This is a genomic window from Sedimentibacter sp. (assembly GCF_032080165.1).
GTDB lineage: Bacteria > Bacillota > Clostridia > Tissierellales > Sedimentibacteraceae > Sedimentibacter.
Window position 1 is genome coordinate 176,421 of sequence record NZ_DAMASY010000004.1, and the last position, 19,833, is coordinate 196,253.

Below are 19,833 nucleotides of genomic sequence, written 5' to 3' on the forward strand. Positions count from 1 at the left end.
AGCTACCTCCTATACTCCCATTCTGTTGATTAATGTGTCTAACATTTCATCTAACGTAGTCATCAATCTTGCGGCTGCGTTGTAGGATTTGCTGTATTGCAGTAAATTTACACCTTCTTCATTGAAATCAACCGAAGATAAGCTGCTTCTTTCATAGTCAATCTGGTACTGCGATATCAAATAACTTTCATGCGATTTTTCAACTTCATCTACATGAAGGTTCAACTTGGTTATAGCAAATGACATAAATTCCTGGAATGTACCCTTAAATAAGTCAACTCCTCCCGGTCCACTAAATTGAGTTGTAAAGTCATTCTTTTCTTTAAATGCATCTATCATTCTCAGTATATTGTCTGTTGCCCCGGTATCATCATTGCCGTCGGGCTTAACAATTGTATTCGTTATATATGATTCTGTCGCTGAAGCCCAATCATCCGAAATTTTTATTGATTTAGCTGTGATATCTGTGCCTGCGCCGTCTCTTGATGCAAACAAATCTTTTAGCTCCCAACCGGTTACATTGCCATCAGCATCAAATCCTGTAGGTTTTTGATTCAACTCATTCATTATAGTCGCAAACTTATTTGCCAATGTGTCAAGCAGTTTTTGGTAATATTGTACACCTTTAACTTGTGAATTTGCAATTCCGGTAGTGTCATATTCTCCCTTACCATTTAAAAACTTTATATATCCGCCGATTTGTCCGTTATTAATTTTATCAGTTAAATCGTCAGGAGGATACGTAGAATCTATACTCTTTACCAATTCAAATACAACGTCTGTTGCACCTGCGGGAACAGATGTTGCAAATTCCGCAAACTCTTTATTATCTACAATTTTTACTTTACTGCCGTCCGACAATTTCAAATTTATGGATAATTCATCAACTGTATTGTCCCCGCCGATATTTATTTTATTTATATCAACCTCAATATCGAGATATGAGGAAAGCTCATCAATAAGCAGATTTCTTTCATCATTAAGCTCTAACGCAGGATTTCCTCCGATGTTTGCTTCTCTTATTTGTTGATTTAAAATTGCTATATTTTTAAGTATTTTATTAACTTCGACAGTTGCGCCTTTTTCCAGATATTCTAACTGCTGCTCCCTGATCGTATCCAACTGGGTCGAATAATCGTTAAACATTTGCGTAAGAATTTGAGCCGATGTTCTTACAACGCTCTGATAGACAGGGTCTGTAGGACCTTTTGTTGTAAGGTTATGTAGTTGGTCTAACAAATGAGAAAACTGAGAATCAAGACCTTCCTTGGCTATTTCATCATAAAATGTCTCCAAATCTATTAATGCCTCTAACTGAACTTCCTGGTCTCCTGTCTTTGCAGCTGCAGTTCTGTATCTCAAATCAAGAAAAGAATCTCTGTATTGACTTATTCCCGTTGCTTTTACACCTTGTCCGATAACTACACCGTCCAAGCTGTATTTTAAGTTTCTTGCAGTGAAGCCAAATGAGCTTACATCGAGACGCTGCCTGGTATAACCCTTTGTATTAACATTTGCCATATTTTGTCCCACAACATCCATAAAGTTCTGATGAACCTTCAATGCACTTGTGGCAGTTTGATATCCTAAAAATGTTGATCTAAGCATATTTTCACCCCTTTATATTTTCTTCGAAAATATCAAGCTCTTTCCGTTGTTGTTTTTATTTTCAGTATTTGAATAAGTGTTATCCTTTTCACCTAATTGAACTAATGCATCGTCAATTTTGTGCATCCTTACTTCAATTAATGTCTTGCACAAGCTATTTATTTTCTTAACCTCAAATATTATTTCGCTCAGTTCGTTATATTTTTCTGTAAGTTCATTATTGTCCTGTATTTTATCTGTCTTGATTATTTCTTTCAGGGTCATTCCTTTGCAGCCCATAGCATCTACAAGCTTTTCTCTTTTTTGGTCGAGCCCTCTCATCTTCATATAATGTACTTGTTCTTTAGATACAATATCATCTAACAGTTCAATATCGTTTTTTATAACCGCATCATATTTTTTATATTCTAATTCAAGAAAACTCTTGTACAAATCAGTACTTTCTTTTAGTATATCTATCATATTTTTTCCTCTCATATTAATAGTTTTTTTACTATTTCTTCAACATTAAGGTTGTATGTCTCGTTATTTATGCTCTCTTTTATTCTATTAATTTTTTCGGCACTGGTTTCCTTGCTAATATGAGCAGCAGTTTTCTTTTTAATTGAATTTAAATATTCATCATCCTTTTCCTTTGATGATTTACCGTTTAATTCAATTACATCATATTTATTGTTTTTAATAAATTCCTGATTTTTTATTGGTTTAGAACCACCTTTATAATTCATATAATTGCTTATGTTTTGGATTTTCATATAAAAAGCCCCCATCTGATAATATCATCGACATAAAATTCAGAAAATTAAATGTCAATATATTTTTACGCTATATTCATAATTTTTTCTTCATCTATAATTAGAAGTACATCTTCTGTTTTATTTCCCTTTGCAACACCTTTTACAAAACCGTCTTTGCACATTTTTCTGATTTCTTCTGTTTCTTCAAAGGATGTAATATTTTCAACAGACAAAACTTCATCTACGATTAATCCCACAAATGAATTGTCCTTTTCCAGCACTACTACCATTCCTTTATTTTCCTGAACATCATTACCTGCTTCTATATTAAACAACAGCTTCATATCAATCAAAGGAACTACATTTCCTCTTAAATGTATAAGTCCTATAATATATTCGGAAGTCTTCGGTACATACGTTATTTCTTCAGGACAAATAACAATTGATGTTATAAGCTTGCTGCTTATTGTGTATAAGCTGTCATTCAATTTAAATAATAACCACGGAAATTCTATTTCTTCTTCAAATATTTCTTCTGTATCGTAGCTCATAATATACTCCTTATATAGCATTTTCAGTCAATTCAAATTGTTCGACTAATTCCTTTAATAAGTTTGATTGCTCGCTAAGCTCCTGACTGGCAGCAGCACTTTCTTCCGCAGTAGCCGAATTTGTTTGAACAACAGCGGATATTTGCTCAATCCCCAATGTTATCTGCATTATGGAGTCAGCTTGTTCTTTTGATGCTTCTGAAATTTCATCAACTAATTTTACCGATTCTCTTATGGAGCCTACCATTGAATTAATCGATTCTTTTGTTTCATCTGCAATTTTGGTGCCTCTTTCCACCGATTTAATGGAATTTTCAATTAAATAAGCCGTGCTTTTAGCAGCTTCAGCACTTTTTGACGCTAAGTTTCTTACCTCATCGGCAACTACCGCAAATCCTTTACCTGCCGCACCTGCTCTTGCTGCTTCAACCGCAGCATTTAATGCAAGAATATTTGTCTGGAAAGCTATATCGTCGATTGCTTTTATAATTTTTGATATTTCATTTGTAGAGTTCCTTATGTCATACATCGCCTCGGTCATAAACTCAACCTGTTTACTGTTTTTCTCAACCTCTTGAGCCGATTCCTGGGTTATTCTGCTGACATTGTTGGAATTTTCCGCATTTTGTTTAATTTGTCCTGATATTTCATTTATAGTTGCAGATAATTCCTCAATAGAGCTCGCCTGCTCGGCAGTTCCTTGAGACAATGCCTGTGCCCCTCCCGATACCTGGCTTGCTCCGCTCGATACTTGTTCCGCAGCTTCATCCATCTTACTTAAGGTATCATTAAAGGATAATAATATTTTTTCAACCGAAGCTTTTATAGGTGCAAAACCTCCTATAAATTCCATACTTATTGCGGAAGTTAAATCTCCGTTTGACATTTCATTTAATACTCTGTCAATTTCTCCTACATAAAGCTTCAATGTCTTAATAGTATTGCTTATTGTTAATGTTGCAACGCCAAGCTCATCTTTGGATATATGATTTACATCATAGTCTAAGTCTCCCCTGCTGATGGCTTCCGCAGCTTCGGTTATTTCTTTAATTGGTCTCACCAGACTTTTAATTATAGCTGCTGCCAGCAAAACAGAAACAACAATTCCTAATACAAGCATAGAGATTAAGGAAATCAGTAAATACCTGTTTGTTTCATTAGAATGATTTACAAAATTTCTTGCTACTATATCCAAATTTTGACTGACTTCATCCATAGTCTTGTAAATTGAACTTAATACAGGTGTTAATTCGTCATTCATTATTTCTAATGATTGCGAATTTTTGCTGTCGTTTAAAAGCTCAACCAGATTATTGCTTATTTCCGTAACTGCTGCCATATCCTTGTTCAGCTGTTGAACTATAGTAGGATAGTGAGCTAAATCCTGTATTAATAACCCAAGAGCTGTATTGGCTGCTTGTATGTTTTCAGTTATTTCAGCAGTATATTCCATCTTCTGTGCTCTGCCGGATGTTGTTGTGGATTTATAAATTGCTTTTTCCACCTTGTTCAAAGCAAGCTTAGTTTCCCATGACAAAACTTCGGCTTCGTAGCAATCATCATAAAAAAGATTGACATCCTCTGAAACACGATTTATATTAAAAATCGAAATCACATTAGATAAAGCAAACATTATTAATAAAATTCCGAAACAGATTACTAATCTTGGTGCAATTTTAATGTTTGACAATTTAAATAATGCTGTTTTAAACTTTTTTTTATCTTCTTTTATCTTTTTAGCTTTTTTTTCAACGACTTTTTTAGGTTTTTTATTAAATATTTTCAATTTTGCCCCCTTATATAACAGTTAGTTCACATTCGTAATAAGCTCAATCTCTTTTTCGTTAAGTACTTTTTTCAAATCTATTAACAAAACAATGTGATTGTTTAATTTGGCAATTCCGATAATAAAAGTATTGGTATAATCAGAGCCCATTTGAGGAGGATCTGAAATATTTTCATTATCTATATTAGTGACTTCATTTACTTCATCTACTATAAAACCTATGTATGAACCGTTTATATTTGTTACTATAATACATGTCCTTTCGTTATATCCGATTTCTTCCTTTTTCAATCTTAATCTTACATCAATTATTGGTATAATTATTCCTCTTAAGTTAATTACACCTTTTGCATAGGATGGAAATTCAGGAACTGCTGTTATTTCTTGTATACCTACTATTTGAACGACATCAGCTATAGAAATTCCAAATAATTGATTATCCGTGTAAAAAGTCAGATACTTGCCCTTAAGTGTATCTTCATCTAAATCGCTATTTAAAACATTTAAATTATCTTGCACGTAATCACCTCATTATAATATTCTTAATATAATATCGTCATGATCAAGCAAAATTTTAGCTAAAATTATAATTTATACTGTTTAATTTTAAAATGCGGACAAATATTTGTCCGCTACATAGGAAAACAGTATTTACTAATTCGCTTCAAGGGAAACATTAATGCGAATTAGTATTAATTTAATGCCTTGGATTTTTCCTTACTTTAAGAACAGCTTTAATAACCTCTGTAGTAACTTCTTTTCCCATTTCACTAAATTCATGTATTTTTTCTTTAATGTTATCTTTATTTGCCACAATGTATTTTGGCTTAAGATTGTTTAAGGAAATTGCTACAATATCCTCCTTGCATCTGTCGCACCTGCAGCAATTCATTTTTTTGAGGGTTGCATCAAGCTTATCAAGAACAAGCTTTTCAGTTACATTATATAGTATAACTTCATCTTTTTCGTCTCTTATTAAATTTAATTCTTTATTTTGAAAAATTACTTCTGCGGAGTTATTGTTTTCAGCAGCTGCCGTTACCGACTCATTTGTTTCATTCTGTTCGATTTCATCCTTTTTCAGATTTGTCGGCATAATTTTCTTATACATTAATTCTCTATCAAAAGTTTTCTTAATTTTCGCCATATTATAATCCTCTTTCAATAAGCTCTTCTACTAAATCCATATAGTCTTTTGCAGCCCCATTTCTTGGTGAGTAATTATATATATCCTGTTGATTGGTTTGTGCTTCCATAACTGCGACGCTCGATCTGATTGTAGTATTAAATATTTCTGTATTCAGTTTTTCTGCTATCAATTCCGCCGTTCCTTTAATCTCTCTGCTTAAAACAGTTCTCATGTTGAATTTTGTAAGAACTATACCCTCTACCTTAGCATTAGAATTACAATACCTTCTTACTCTGTCTATAGTTTCTGAAAGCTGTGCTATTCCCTGCAGGCTGAAAATATCGGCAAGCATGGGGATAATAATGAAATCAGACGCGGTGAATGCATTAACCGTTAAAATGCTTAATGCCGGAGGTGTATCTAAAAAAATATAATCATATTTATCCTTGACCGATGCCAATGCTTCTTTTAGTAAATATTCTCTTCCTGTCTGTGTAAATTCCAATTCAATCCCGCTTAATAAAATATTGGATGATATTATATCAAAGGAAGGCATTTTCTGTATTGAAAAGGATGTTTTAGCTTCTCCCTTTAATATTTCATAAATAGTCGGACACTCTTCAGTTTCCGCACCGGCACTGAAGCTTAAATTAGCTTGCGGATCTAAATCAACGCATAAAACCTTGTAACCTTTTAGTTTATAACCTGCAGCAACGGCACCTGTTGTAGTGGTCTTTCCCACTCCGCCTTTTTGATTTGTTATAGAAATTATCTTAGCCATATACAAACTCCTTAAAACAATTTTCGACACAGTTTTTTAAATTGTAACAAAAAAATCATATTTTAACAATATGATTTTTCAGATTGATGACAAAATCATCAAGATCAGCGGCAGCGACGCAGGGGGCTTTTTCAGCAGCCTGAATTTCTTTCATTTATGGAGATAAGCACTGCCTCTAAAACCGCACCCCCTATCGCTCGTGCCTTATCGGAAATAGTATAGCAGTATTCTTTATCATTTCTTGGATCTATATCACCAATCTTTTGCCCTTCAGCAACATAAATACCTTCACGAATCAGCCCTCTGATTACACCGTCTAATTTAGCTTTTACGCTTTTATCATTTACATAGCCGATTACGTCGCCTGTCTTTACCAAATCACCAATTTTATAATTAGCCATAAAATTTCCGTCATCAGGAGAATATAAAACCCTGTCAAATGTAAATCCGTCTACATTGCCCGGCTTCATAGTGTTTGGTTCTGCAAATCCGCTGAAAATCAACCTGCCTAAATTATGTCCTCTGTTGCTTTCTATTACTATATGAACATCCTTTCCTGCTTCAAATCCCGGTCCGACGGCAATAGTTACAGGTGCAGCATCCTTTTTCATTCCTGTATTCTTTTTAGCAATTATGGCATCTACAACTGCAATCGGATTAAGCTTGTTAATATAAATACCTTCCGGATCTACGACCACAGGTATGCAGTTCTTTGACCATGCATCATATATTTCCTGAATACTATTCGCAAGTAATGATGTAATGCCCTCTATTTCTATTTTACCGCCATACACTGCCTCCGAAAAACAAACTGTCCTTCTGATTGATGTGGGTTTTTCAATTTCCAGCACCAATACTCTAAATCCTGTCCTGTGCAGCTTCTGAATAATACCTGAAGCAATATCTCCCCCGCTTTTGACTACGATTACTTCTCCCTTCATAAAATCACCCCGATTTATTTGCTTTTTGTAATCATCCATAGTATCTATATCTATATGTTCCTTCTCTGTATGTATATTAACTTTTACAATTTCCTTCAAATGTTTCTTTATTACGTCTTTTCCTCCCACATCACCGCTTAGCCTAAGAAGCTCTTCCTTAAATCTGTGAGGAAATATAGGCGGATTTCCCTTTATACCGTTATAACTCGGTATTATTATTTTGTCCTTATTTTCATTAAAAGCATCATATAACTTTTTAATCGTTTCCTTTTTTATATAGGGTTGGTCTGAAACAAAAAACATATAACCGTCTGCAGGCTTTAAATTTTTTAAGCTTATTATTATTGAAGTACTTTGACCTAAGTGAGAATTATTGTTTGATTTTGCCTTAAATCCTAATGATTCCGCATAATATAAAACCTCGCTGTCCTTACCTACAACAATGATTTCATTAAAAAAATCCTTGCATTCTTTAATTGTATTAAGTATATATTTATATATTTCAATACCGTCTAATTTCATCAAAAGTTTGTTTTGATTCATTCTTCTTGATAATCCTGCTGCTAAAACAATCGCACTAACACTCATAATATTCCTCTTTTTTCAAGGAACCGCAGCATATTTTAAAATTATGACTATATTCTTCTAAATATGCCGAAAGCCCCCTTGAATTTTTAATATCTTCTTCTGTATCTGCCTGATTCAGAAATAAATATAAATCCCTCTCGGAATTCTTAAAAAGTCCGTTTTTACGGGTACATATTTTTCGTATAGCTTCAGAGTCAAGGTTATTGCTGTAATCAGTCAATATATTAAATTCATCATAATTGTATACAAAATCCGCAATTATCTTTTTATTAACTATATTTGCCGGGATTATGCCTATTGTTTTATTGGAAGCTTTCAATATTACCGGCTCATGTTCCTTCCATCCCTTTAACGGTAATCCCCTTGAACCGTCTGCTTCTATTAATATTATATCAAAGTATTTCATTAAAATGTCTAAATCATCATCATTTATACCGATTAATTTGTTGTTTTCAATATTCAGGTCCTTTGCGATTACAGTTATTCCATTCTTGGCTTTATCAAAATTATTTATATAACAAGTTTCATATCCTTCAGGTATATAAATTTTAGTGCTGGTAGTAACAAGAACCTTATATTTATCTTTTAATTCATTTGCCAATCGAAACATAAGCGTTGTTTTGCCGCCGCTTCCAACAATAGATACAATATCACCTTTTTTTATATTAAAAATAGAAGATAAGCTTTTCATAAATCACCACTAATTAATTATCGCCTATATTTTACCACTACATAGCGAAAATGTCACCTGCTTATTGATGACATTTTCTTGTTTTCTAATTTTTTGATTTTTTATAGAAAGTATCTTGTAATGGTAATTTATATCTGAAAATACCGTCTTTTTTATAATAAGCATTTTGACATGCGGGAGCTCCCGGTATTACAACTATTTCTCCCAAGCCCTTAGCCCCGTATGCTACTCCGTTAGGATTATTCTTTTCTATTAAATGTATTTCTATGTCCGGCATCTGGGTAGCTTTAAAAAGACCTAATGTACCGAATTTAACCTGCGGGACGCCATCCTTTAACGGAAAATCCTCCGTTAATCCATATCCCAAGGACATGGCAACTCCACCTTCTATTTGTCCCTTTGCCGCTTTAGGATTAATTGCTCTGCCCACATCATGTGCGGCTATAACCTTGTGAAGTTTTCCTTCGTTGTCAATGACTACCAATTGAGTTGCGTAACCATAGGAAATATGACTTATGGGGTTTGCCTTGGGAGAACCGATAGGATCTGTTTTAAAATCAAATTCTCCTATAAATTCAGTTCCTTCCAAGCTTTCCAAAGAATTCCCCTTTTCTATTTCAGCCTTTAATTGTAATGAGGCAATACGTGCAGCTTCACCTGTAAAGGTTGTTTGCCTTGAAGCTGTAGTTGTACCTGCATCAGGTGCAAATTTTGTGTCCGGCTGTTCGACAACAACCTTATCACTTGTTAAACCGGTAGTTTCACATATTATTTGTATTAAGACTGTTTGAATACCTTGACCGATAGCACCTGCAGACGACCTCGCATAAACCTTACCGTTCGATACAAATAAATTGCATCTTCCCGGGTCGGGAACCGAAACACCAAGTCCCGCATTTTTCATTGCGCAAGCTATTCCAACATAATAATTGGGATCTTTTTCATATTTTTCAAAATCATCCTTTACGGCTTCCAGCGTTTCTGCCATCCCTGTACCATTATCGGCAATTTGACCATTCGGAAGTGATTGACCCGTCCTGATAGCATTCCTATATCTTATTTCCCATCCGGATAATCCCGTCTTTTCAGCAAGCTCATTTATTAAACATTCAACGGCAAAAGCTGATTGAGTAACGCCAAATCCTCTGAATGCTCCTGCAGGAGGATTATTTGTATAATACGCATTTCCTTCAATATCCACGTTTTGATAATTATATGGTCCTCCCGCATGAGTACAAGCTCTTTGTAACACGGGACCGCCAAGCGAACCATAAGCACCTGTATCAGAAGCAATTCTTGCTTTCATGCCCTTAAATATTCCGTTTTTATCGCAGCCAATTTTAAAGTACATTTTCATTGCATGACGTTTAGGATGGTAAGTGATGCTTTCCTGCCTGCTGAAATATACTTTTACAGGTCGTTTTATTAAAAATGCGCAAAGTGCTGCCTGATGCTGTACGCTCATATCTTCTTTGCCACCAAATCCGCCTCCAACAACTGCACTTTGAATTCTCACCTTTTCCTTGGGAATACCTAAGTATTCACTTATTTCGTTATATTCGTCATATATGCCTTGACCTCCGGTAATAACCGTTATACCGTCATCATCAGGTATACCTATTGCTGTTTCCGGTTCTAAAAATGCATGCTCCGTAGCAGGCACTTCAAATGTTCCTTCCGCCACATATTTTGACTCAGCTAAAGCGGCTTCAGCATCCCCTCTTTTCATTTCCTGATGTGAATAAAGATTGTTTTCCGGAATAATAAATTTTCCGAACATTGTGTAGCCTTCACTATGAATTTGGTGAGCGCCGGGAACCATTGCTTCCTCAACAGTACTAATAGGTTGTAATACTTCGTATTCTACTTTTACTGCTTTTACTGCTTCTTCTGCCTGTTCTCTGCTTTCTGCCACTACAATAGCAAGCGTATCTCCAATACACTTTGTTTGTTCTCCCACATCTATCATTCCCGGCCAATCGTGAGCCAAATGTCCTATATATCTGTTTCCGGGTATATCCTTAGCCGTAAAAACTGCCGCTACTCCCGGCATAATCAATGCGTCACTGATATCAATCGATAGCACTTTTGCTCGTGCGTACTTGGAAAATACATTTTTACCGTATAGCATATCGTCATAATGGTAATCATCAGCATATTTAGCTTTACCTAAGGTTTTGTCCTTTGAGTCGATTCTAAAAATATCCATGCCTATCTTAACAGTGTAATCCACTTCGGGTAATTCCTGATTATTTCTTATGATTTCTGCTGCTAATAATATTGCTTCCTCTATTTTTGCATAGCCGGTGCATCTGCAAATATTATTTTTTATTGCTTTTTTTACATCATCTCTGGTTGGACTTAAGTTTTTATCAATTAAGCCTTTCGCACTGATAACCATGCCCGGTATACAAAATCCGCATTGAACGGCTCCTGCTTTTCCGAATGCATAGCTGTAAACATCCCTTTCTCTTTCGGTTAAGCCCTCAACCGTTATTATTTCTTTTCCCACAAATTTAGAAACCTTCATGACACAGGATTTAACAACCTTACCGTCAGCAAGTATTGAACAAGCACCGCAAGCACCTTCATTACAGCCGTTTTTAACAGATGTCAGGTGCAAATCATCTCTTAAATAATCCATCAGCTTTTTGTCTTGTTCAATTTCATAGGTATTTCCATTTATATTTAATAAATACATAATAATTATCCTTTCTCTTAGTTTCTTTTCATAAATTGTCCGTCACCCATTTTAGTGTTTAATTTATTATCCTGAATTATTATGTTGCCTCTTAGAATTGTTGTTTCCACTGTATAGTTGATTTCAAATTCTTCATATGGTGTATAATCTGCCCTGCTATGGCGATTTTCTTGTTTTATTACTTCATTCTTTTTAGATAATATAATTATATCTGCATCTGAGCCAACTTGTATAACTCCTTTTCTTGGATACAAATTAAATATTTTAGCCGGCTCGGTTGATAATTTATCAATAATCTTATTAATGGAGATTCCTCTCTTTATAGCTTCTGTGAGTACAATTTCTATTCTTTCTTCAACTCCCGACACTCCGCCCGGTGCAATTGTAAAATCATCTTTCGCATTTAATTTTTGCTCTAAAAAGAACGGACAATGATCTGTTGCAATTACATCAACATCATCATTGGCTACACCTTCCCATAAAGCCTCTATATCTTCACTTTTTCTCAGGGGAGGTGCCATTATATATTTTAAACCTTCATAATTTTCTTTGTTATAATAATCTTCCGTCAATGTTAAATATTGTGGACAAGTTTCACAATATATGTTTTTAACTCCTCTTTTTCTTGCTGTTATAATTTCATCAAGTCCCTTTTTAGTAGAAACATGTACAAAATACAAGTGAGGAAATTCAGCAATTTCACTTAAATATATCATTCTGTTAATTGCTTCCGCTTCTGTAGAATCCGGTCTTGATAAAGCATGATATATTGGCTTTGAGCTATTTAAGCTTTTATAATGATTTCTTAAATATTGTATGGCTCCGTCGTTTTCAGCATGCACTGCAATAACGGCGTTTACCTTTTTTGCTTGTATTAATACTTTCAGTATTTCTTCATCACTCAACATATTGTCATATGTCATGTATATTTTAAAACTTGTTATTCCTTCATTAACCATTTCATTCATTTCATGTAAAATATGTTCATCCACATGCTGCATAACTCCGTGGAAGCTGTAATCAATAATAGCTTTTTCCTTGGCTAATTTATGATATTCATTAATCTGATAGCTAAGAGAACATCCCTCAGGACCGAAACCGATGTGATCAACTATGGTGGTAGTTCCACCAAATGCAGCTGCAACTGTTCCCGTATAAAAATCATCTGCTGCTCTATATTTTCCTAAGTTCAAATCCATGTGTGTATGAACGTCTATGCCGCCCGGCAATATTAATTTATCGACAGCATCTATTATTTTATAATTCTTTTGATCTATATTGGTTCCTATTTGCTTTATTGTTCCATTTTCTATTAATATGTCAGCTTTATAGCTTTTTTCGTTATCATTGATTAATCCGTTTTTTATAATTAAGCTCAATGTAACCTCCTTCAATAGAGAAGCCCTAACCCTATCTTTCAGAGTGTTTTTTCTGAAAGATAGCGGTAGGTCTTTCGCAACGAATTCCAAAAATATGCGACCAAAGGAAGCAAATATTTTTGTGAATGAGACTGCGTTAATCTCAGATTCTAAAGTACTGTCATCTTTCACTGTGTTCAGGATGACAAAATAATTATTTTTTATCCATTGCTGCTCTTTCAGCTTCTTCTTGTGATAAGGATTTTTTAGGTAACAAAATATTTAATACAAATACAACCACGGTAGCTAAAATTACAGGTGAACTTGCAAACACCATATTAAACCAATCCGGAAGATATTGTAATCCTTCTTTAGGTATTTGTGTAATTCCCATTCCTAATGCAATACCAAGTCCTACAATCGTTGTATTTCTGACAGACATTTCATCTTGTACTATCAATCTCATTCCTGTCATAGTTATCTGTGCAAAAACAGAAATTGTAGCACCTCCTATAACAGCCTGAGGAATTGACGTCATTACCGCACCAAATTTAGGTATAAGTCCCGCTATTAATATCAATAAAGCAGTTAATCTGAATACCTTTAAACTAACAACCTTGGTCATTGCCACTATCCCAACATTCTGACTGTATGTTGCTGTCGGCAATGCACCTATAAAGGAACCGATTATGCTTACTATACCGTTTGCCTTAATACCGCCTGAAAGTTCCTTATCTGATGCTTCTCTGTCCATGCCGCCCACGGTTGTTCCCGATAAATCACCAACTGCCTGAACTGAATTGACAACATACATTACTGCCATACTTATTGCAGCTGCAATAGGAAATTCAAGCTTATACGGGAGTATACTCGGTAAACTAAACCAAGCAGCTGAACTGATTGACTCAAACGTTACTATATTTGCTATTAAACTTGCAATGTAACCTACACCAATTCCTATTAAAATTGCAGCAAGCTTTATATATCCTTTGCCGAACATGTTGCACAACAGCACCACTATAAGTGTTAAAATTGAAATTCCCCAATATACTAAGCCGCCGTATCTTGGGTCGGTTGGTTGGAATCCTCCTGCCATATAGTTAACGGCAACTCTGTACAATGATAGTCCTATTGTAAATACAACGGTTCCTGCTACCATTGGCGGGAAAAATTTTCTGATTTTTTCTATGAACATACCTACTATAAATGCGGTAACACCACCTACAACCTGTGCACCTAATATAGCACCTATACCATATTGACCCCCGATTGCTAAAATAGTAGGTATGTATGCAAAGCTAACGCCTATGACAACCGGCAATTTTGCACCGACGCCAAAAATAGGTGTGGATTGTAAAAATGTTCCGATAGCTGCTATAAACATACTTGCTTGAACCAGTAAAATACGCTGTTCCGTATCAAACCCTATTGCACCTGATAATACTAAAGCCGGTAATACGTTGCCTACTATCATCGCCAATAAATGTTGTAAAGACATTGGTGTTACCGTGCTTAAGCTTGGATTTCCATTTAAACTGAATAATGAATTGTTAGTATTATTTTTCATGATTGCTCCTCCAAAATTGATATTTTACATGAATTTCCATACTTCTTTGACTCTTTCACGAGACTTACTCATAATTTCTTTTACATCAACTGTCAATATTTCTCTGTCTTTCATTACAAATTTTCCGTTTATAATTGTATCGTTTACTATTCTTCCGGTCATACCAAACAGGGCGTGACCAAACCAATTATCCTTTGACATTGGTGTTAAAGGATCATAATTTAGTGTTATTATATCTGCATAACCTCCCTTTTTTAAACTTCCTATATCCTTATTAAAGTATTTACTCAGAATTTTAGGATTATTTTCAAATTGCATTTGTTTAGTTTCATTAAAACCGGCAGTCGGATCACATAATTGATGGCTTTGTAAAATATTAGCCACTTTCATTGATTCAAACATGTCGTTGGTATATGCATCTGTACCGAGTCCGACTCTCAAGCCTTGTTTAAGCATAGAAGCAACCGGAGGGCACCCTACAGCATTGTTCATGTTTGATTCAGGGTTGTGAACTACGCTTGTATCTGTGTGTTTTAATATTTCAATCTCTCTTTGATTTATATGAACACCGTGAACAGCAATCGTTCTTTCACCTAAAATTCCAAAATCATGTAATCTTTCAACAACTCTCCTTCCATATTTTTTTAATGAATCATATTGATCTTCTATTCCTTCTGCAACGTGAATATGATAACCGTCATAAACTCCTTCCACGGCTTCTTTTACCTTATAAAGGGTTTCATCAGACAATGTAAAGGATGCATGAAGACCAAATAAGCCCTTAATCATGTCGTCATTATTTTTCTTGCATTCTTTAATGAAGTTTATGTTTTCTTCTATTTCTTTAATTGTGATATCCTTTCCGTCCCTGTCAGACACTTCATAGCATATAGAAGTTCTCATGCCAAGCTGTCTTGCTGCATCTGCAATTGCAAATAAGCTGCCTGTCACCGAATTTGGTCCGGAATGATGATCAATCAACGTTGTAACACCGTTTTGAATTGATTCTATATAGGTAGTCAAGGCATTTAACCTTACATCCTCCAATGTCAGCTTTCTGTCTAAACTCCACCACAAATTTTCAAGAACCGTAAAAAAGTCGGTCGTTGGCTTACTTATTGACATTCCTCTTGCATATGCACTGTATATATGGCTGTGTGCACATATCATACCCGGCATTATTACGTTGTTTTTAACATCAATAAATTCTTCATTGCCGTATTTGTTTTTTATTTCATCTGAATTTCCGATATCTTCAATTACATCATTTTTAATGTATATTGCTCCATTATCGTAAAAATTGTTGGATGAATCATTAGTAATAATTTTACCGTTTCCTATTATCATCAGATACCCCTAATCTTTTTATGAATGAATCCAAGTACCGGTCTTTCCTGCCAAGCCGTCAGCTGCCTTTTCTAATGAAGTGATTAAGGCTTTTCTGCCGGGCTTTGATGCTGCAAAGGCAAGAGCAGCTCTAACCTTTGGAAGCATTGAGCCTTCTGCAAACTCTTTATTTGCAATATGTTTTTCAGCTGTTGGTATATCCAGTTCCGATAACCACTCTTGGTCCGGTTTGCCAAATCTTATGGCTACCTTTTCAACGGCGGTAAGTACCACAAAACTATCAGCATCTATTTTTTCGGCTAAAAGCGAGCTTGCAAAATCCTTGTCAATTACCGCTCCAACACCTCTTAAATGATTGCCTTCCTTAACAACCGGGATTCCTCCGCCACCGCATGCTATTACTAACTGACCTGTCTTCATAAGGTCTTCAATAGTATCAATTTCAACTATATCCTGTGGTTTTGGAGATGCGACAACTCTTCTGTAGCCGCGGCCTGAATCTTCTATAATTATCATACCGTTGGCTCTTCCTACCTCAGCCTCCTGTTCCGTCATAAAAGGTCCTATCGGTTTTGTAGGTCTTTCAAATGCCGGGTCTTTTTCATCAACAACAACCTGAGTTATTATTGAAGTTACCGGTTTTTTTATTCCTCTGTTCAACAACTCCTCTCTCAATGCATTTTGTAAATCATATCCTATGTATGCCTGACTCATTGCAACGCACATTGACAAAGGCATAAAAGGAAATTTTGGATCAACCTTTCCATATTCCGCAAAAGCATTATTTATCATACCTACCTGAGGTCCGTTTCCGTGAGCAACAACAACATCATAATTAAGCTCTACCAAGTCGGCTATTGCTTTTGCAGTATATTTTACTGCATCCATTTGTTCGGATAATGTACTTCCTAATGCATTTCCACCTAATGCTATAACTACTTTTTTATTCATAATTCCTCCATAAATAAGGATATTCTTTTATCATTGTTTCAAGAATTTTTTCAATTCCCTTTTTTACATCATTATTATTTATGTCATATTCGTAAACTGTTTTGTCTTCATCTCTTAATAAAAACTTTGAATCTCCTAATTTCAAGATTCCTGAATTGTCAGAGTTGTTAAACTCTTCTTCATCTGCAAACAAGGTAATCTTTTTAAAATACGGAAATCCGCCTCTTGTGCAGAATGTATGACAGTCGTCACACTCATTGCATCTGTTTTCTATATGGATTATTTGATAAGAAGAATCAAATCTGTCATCGTAAACTCTCATGTTTGCTCTGTTTGGACAAACGTCTACACAAATTCCGCAGTTAATCTTAAAGCAGTCGTAAACAGGTAATGTATCCTCTAAATATCTTCCATCACCCTTGTTTTTATAATTTGAATCACAATTTGCTTTTTCAGACAATTCCATTACCAAAGCGGTATCGACTTTTTCGAAACTAAATTGTTCATGGGATATTTTATCAACTAAAGATTTCATGTTTTTATATCCGCCGGGCTTTAATAAAAGTGTAGATACGGTTACGGGTGCAATCCCTGTTTTTAAAACCTCAACTACATTATTTTTATCTATTCCGCCTGAAAATGACATAGGTATATCACCATCGAAGCTTTCTGCAAACATCCTTGCAACACCCAAAGCTATTGGATAAAGCGGTTTACCTGATAAATACATTGCCTCACCCGGCAATATTTTTCTCGAATTGTAGACAGGCAACGTGTTTGTAAGCTTTATACCCACAAATAAATTATTTTCACTGCCTAATTTTTTTAATTGCTTGACGATATCCACCGCATGATCAAATTTCAGATCATGCTCAAAATCTTCTTTTTTCAGTTCTATGTCTTCATATCTTAGATTGTCTAATATAGCTCTTACATTGTCAAAACCCAATAACGTTGCATTGCATTTTATAAATGTATTAATCTTTTTGTTTCCTATTAAATGCTTGGCTATATCTAATATTTCTTCCGCCTTTGCACCGTGCATTGTTGATAAGGTTACGGTATTGGTGATATTAGAAGTAATCTTATCTATATCTTCGATTTTAAACCTTTTAAATTTACTGATGTTGTTTTTCAATACATTAATACATTCTTTAAATACAGGTGTATTTTTTGCATCCTTAAGGTTATCTATGAAATCAGATATTTTTTTAGATTGAATTCCTTCAAGGTTGTATCCGACGCTTGTAACAAACACAAAATCCTTAATGTCGGATATTCCCAGCTCAATACCCATGACCTGCAGCAATATGGAGCCCTTAATATATTCTTCAGCTGCTTCTTCTACTGTCAATTCTGTTGACCATTCAACGTTATATCCGACATTTTTAACATCTATACATGGCTTTTCAATCATTGACTGCATTTCTTTACCATCTATAATTTGAACCGTTTTAAGCTCAAAAAATCTTCCGCCGGTTAAATAACCCGACAGTAAATTTTGAGCCAATTGTGTATGAGGCCCCGCAGCAGGTCCTATGGGGAAACGCAAATATTCCTTATCAAAATTCATACTTACATTATCATTTGTATCTACAAGGAAATCCTTTTTATCAATTTCAAATATTTTACCCTTCGTATAGTAATCCTGCAAACAGACATCTATGAGATATTCAAATGATAGTGGTCTCATTATATCGCTCATATTAATTCCTTTCCTCACAAACGAACATAGGACGGTCTTTTAAAGTCCCCGTCCTTGTTGTTTTTATTTATTGTTAACGTAAATTACCGGAAGTGCGGCATAAACAGCAGCACATTTAACTAAATCCTCTTTCCAGGTTTTTTCGTTAGGCGCATGTGCCTGTGCCTCTGCTCCGGGTCCGAATCCTATTACAGGTATGCCGTTACGTCCCATTATTGAAACTCCGTTTGTTGAGAAGGTCCATTTGTCAGTTAATGGACGTTCTTTTCTCATTGCATCCGTTTCAGGAGAACCGCTTCTGCCGGTGCCGTAAAGACCTTTGTATGCTTCTTCCATTGCTTTTGTTACTGCATGATCTTCCGGAATAACCCATGTAGGGAAGTAACATTCTATCGGATATACTAATCCGGTGTAGCTTGGTCTGTCATATTGATACATGCTTACTTTGGCATTATATTTCTTAACTGCTGGAAGTGCACGGATTTCATCTAAGCAGCTTTCCCAGGTTTCACCTGCTGTCATACGGCGGTCCAGAGAAACTGAGCATGAATCAGCAACAGCACAACGGCTTGGTGATGTAAAGAATATTTCTGATGTAGTTACTGTCCCTCTGCCCAAGAAGTTTGCTTCCTTCCACTCAGGATTATATTTTTGATCCAACATCTTAACGAGACCTTTGATTTCTTTATCATCGGCTGCGTCATTTTCGTTAAGATCTCGTATATTTAATAATATTTCGGCCATTTTATAAATAGCATTTTCTCCTCTTTCCGGTGCGGAACCGTGACACGAAATACCCTGAACGTCTACACGAATTTCCATACGTCCGCGCTGACCTCTGTAAATACCTCCATCTGTCGGCTCTGTCGAAACAACAAACTCCGGTCTCACTTTGTCTTCTTTGATTATATATTCCCAGCAAAGTCCGTCGCAATCTTCCTCTTGAACTGTTCCGGTAACTAAAGCAGTATATTTATCGTTTAACAGACCTAAGTCCTTCATTATTTTAGCACCATATACGGCTGAAACTATACCTCCTAATTGGTCGGATGTTCCTCTTCCTCCTATTTCGGTATCTGATTCAAAGCCTTCATATGGATCAAATTGCCAATTTGCTTTATTTCCTATACCAACAGTGTCGATGTGTGCATCGAAACCGATTAATTTTTCACCATTACCCATATAACCCAAGACATTACCTTGAGGATCTATTTGAACTTTATCAAAGCCCAGCATTTTCATTTCTTCGGCAATACGATTTATAACACCTTTTTCTTCGGCACTTTCACCGGGTATGCGGACTAAATCTCTTAAAAATTTAGTCATATCTTTTTCATAACCCTGTGCTGCTTCTTTAATTTTATTAAAGTCTAAATTAGCATTCATTCTCTT

The 19,833-nt window shown here is 35.2% G+C and carries 17 protein-coding genes; all 17 read right to left on the reverse strand.

The genetic code is table 11. The annotated features are described in order from the left end of the window. Positions 1-9: 9 nt before the first annotated feature. Positions 10-1,608 carry a flagellar hook-associated protein FlgK gene (flgK, locus tag RT412_RS07505; RefSeq protein WP_313341627.1) on the reverse strand — a complete coding sequence of 533 codons (1,599 nt, stop codon included), beginning with the start codon at positions 1,606-1,608 and terminating at the stop codon, positions 10-12. A gap of 12 nt (positions 1,609-1,620) precedes the next feature. Then, the gene (locus RT412_RS07510; RefSeq protein WP_313341629.1) at positions 1,621-2,070 is read right to left on the reverse strand and encodes a flagellar protein FlgN; all 450 of its coding nucleotides are present in this window, start codon (positions 2,068-2,070) and stop codon (positions 1,621-1,623) included. Between the two features lie 11 nt (positions 2,071-2,081). Beyond that, positions 2,082-2,363, reverse strand: coding sequence for a flagellar biosynthesis anti-sigma factor FlgM (locus RT412_RS07515; protein ID WP_313341632.1), 282 nt, complete (start codon positions 2,361-2,363; stop codon positions 2,082-2,084). Positions 2,364-2,428: 65 nt separating this feature from the next. Further along, a complete protein-coding gene (locus RT412_RS07520) occupies positions 2,429-2,896 on the reverse strand; it encodes a chemotaxis protein CheW (RefSeq protein ID WP_313341634.1) in 468 nt (155 codons plus the stop codon). Between the two features lie 10 nt (positions 2,897-2,906). Further along, entirely contained in the window at positions 2,907-4,682 is a 1,776-nt protein-coding gene (locus tag RT412_RS07525) for a methyl-accepting chemotaxis protein (RefSeq protein WP_313341637.1), read from the reverse strand. A 21-nt stretch (positions 4,683-4,703) separates the two neighbouring features. After that, positions 4,704-5,201, reverse strand: a complete 498-nt coding sequence (locus RT412_RS07530) for a chemotaxis protein CheW (RefSeq protein WP_313341639.1) — start codon at positions 5,199-5,201, stop codon at positions 4,704-4,706. A 178-nt stretch (positions 5,202-5,379) separates the two neighbouring features. Continuing rightward, positions 5,380-5,829, reverse strand: coding sequence for a late competence development ComFB family protein (locus tag RT412_RS07535; RefSeq protein ID WP_313341641.1), 450 nt, complete (start codon positions 5,827-5,829; stop codon positions 5,380-5,382). Position 5,830: 1 nt separating this feature from the next. Next, complete coding sequence (locus RT412_RS07540; RefSeq protein WP_313341643.1) at positions 5,831-6,592, reverse strand: ParA family protein; 762 nt, start codon at positions 6,590-6,592, stop codon at positions 5,831-5,833. 131 nt (positions 6,593-6,723) lie between these two features. After that, positions 6,724-8,121, reverse strand: a complete 1,398-nt coding sequence (gene yqeB, locus RT412_RS07545; RefSeq protein WP_313341646.1) for a selenium-dependent molybdenum cofactor biosynthesis protein YqeB — start codon at positions 8,119-8,121, stop codon at positions 6,724-6,726. Beyond that, on the reverse strand, positions 8,111-8,812 hold the full coding sequence (gene yqeC, locus RT412_RS07550; protein WP_313341648.1) for a selenium cofactor biosynthesis protein YqeC: 702 nt from the start codon (positions 8,810-8,812) through the stop codon (positions 8,111-8,113). Before yqeC ends, yqeB begins: the two co-directional genes overlap by 11 nt. 85 nt (positions 8,813-8,897) lie before the next feature. After that, complete coding sequence (gene xdh / locus RT412_RS07555; protein ID WP_313341649.1) at positions 8,898-11,513, reverse strand: selenium-dependent xanthine dehydrogenase; 2,616 nt, start codon at positions 11,511-11,513, stop codon at positions 8,898-8,900. Positions 11,514-11,530: 17 nt separating this feature from the next. After that, the gene (gene hydA, locus RT412_RS07560) at positions 11,531-12,892 is read right to left on the reverse strand and encodes a dihydropyrimidinase (protein ID WP_313341651.1); all 1,362 of its coding nucleotides are present in this window, start codon (positions 12,890-12,892) and stop codon (positions 11,531-11,533) included. Between the two features lie 193 nt (positions 12,893-13,085). Further along, complete coding sequence (locus RT412_RS07565) at positions 13,086-14,438, reverse strand: nucleobase:cation symporter-2 family protein (protein WP_313341654.1); 1,353 nt, start codon at positions 14,436-14,438, stop codon at positions 13,086-13,088. A gap of 24 nt (positions 14,439-14,462) precedes the next feature. Then, positions 14,463-15,785 carry a putative aminohydrolase SsnA gene (ssnA, locus tag RT412_RS07570; protein WP_313341657.1) on the reverse strand — a complete coding sequence of 441 codons (1,323 nt, stop codon included), beginning with the start codon at positions 15,783-15,785 and terminating at the stop codon, positions 14,463-14,465. Positions 15,786-15,803: 18 nt separating this feature from the next. Then, positions 15,804-16,736 carry a carbamate kinase gene (gene arcC, locus RT412_RS07575; protein ID WP_313341660.1) on the reverse strand — a complete coding sequence of 311 codons (933 nt, stop codon included), beginning with the start codon at positions 16,734-16,736 and terminating at the stop codon, positions 15,804-15,806. Next, positions 16,729-18,441, reverse strand: coding sequence for a hypothetical protein (locus RT412_RS07580; protein ID WP_313341662.1), 1,713 nt, complete (start codon positions 18,439-18,441; stop codon positions 16,729-16,731). The genes arcC and RT412_RS07580 overlap by 8 nt, the downstream gene beginning before the upstream one ends. A 63-nt stretch (positions 18,442-18,504) precedes the next feature. Beyond that, entirely contained in the window at positions 18,505-19,827 is a 1,323-nt protein-coding gene (locus RT412_RS07585; protein ID WP_313341664.1) for a YgeY family selenium metabolism-linked hydrolase, read from the reverse strand. Positions 19,828-19,833: the final 6 nt, after the last annotated feature.

Bases quoted from the DNA above. Each gene is read 5' to 3' on its own strand.
- RT412_RS07510 (WP_313341629.1), bottom strand. From the start codon at position 2,070: ATGATAGATATACTAAAAGAAAGTACTGATTTGTACAAGAGTTTTCTT.
- xdh (WP_313341649.1), bottom strand. From the start codon at position 11,513: ATGTATTTATTAAATATAAATGGAAATACCTATGAAATTGAACAAGAC.
- RT412_RS07565 (WP_313341654.1), bottom strand. From the start codon at position 14,438: ATGAAAAATAATACTAACAATTCATTATTCAGTTTAAATGGAAATCCA.
- RT412_RS07540 (WP_313341643.1), bottom strand. From the start codon at position 6,592: ATGGCTAAGATAATTTCTATAACAAATCAAAAAGGCGGAGTGGGAAAG.
- yqeC (WP_313341648.1), bottom strand. From the start codon at position 8,812: ATGAAAAGCTTATCTTCTATTTTTAATATAAAAAAAGGTGATATTGTA.
- RT412_RS07520 (WP_313341634.1), bottom strand. From the start codon at position 2,896: ATGAGCTACGATACAGAAGAAATATTTGAAGAAGAAATAGAATTTCCG.
- RT412_RS07535 (WP_313341641.1), bottom strand. From the start codon at position 5,829: ATGGCGAAAATTAAGAAAACTTTTGATAGAGAATTAATGTATAAGAAA.
- ssnA (WP_313341657.1), bottom strand. From the start codon at position 15,785: ATGATAATAGGAAACGGTAAAATTATTACTAATGATTCATCCAACAAT.
- arcC (WP_313341660.1), bottom strand. From the start codon at position 16,736: ATGAATAAAAAAGTAGTTATAGCATTAGGTGGAAATGCATTAGGAAGT.
- RT412_RS07580 (WP_313341662.1), bottom strand. From the start codon at position 18,441: ATGAGCGATATAATGAGACCACTATCATTTGAATATCTCATAGATGTC.
- RT412_RS07515 (WP_313341632.1), bottom strand. From the start codon at position 2,363: ATGAAAATCCAAAACATAAGCAATTATATGAATTATAAAGGTGGTTCT.
- yqeB (WP_313341646.1), bottom strand. From the start codon at position 8,121: ATGAGTGTTAGTGCGATTGTTTTAGCAGCAGGATTATCAAGAAGAATG.
- flgK (WP_313341627.1), bottom strand. From the start codon at position 1,608: ATGCTTAGATCAACATTTTTAGGATATCAAACTGCCACAAGTGCATTG.
- RT412_RS07585 (WP_313341664.1), bottom strand. From the start codon at position 19,827: ATGAATGCTAATTTAGACTTTAATAAAATTAAAGAAGCAGCACAGGGT.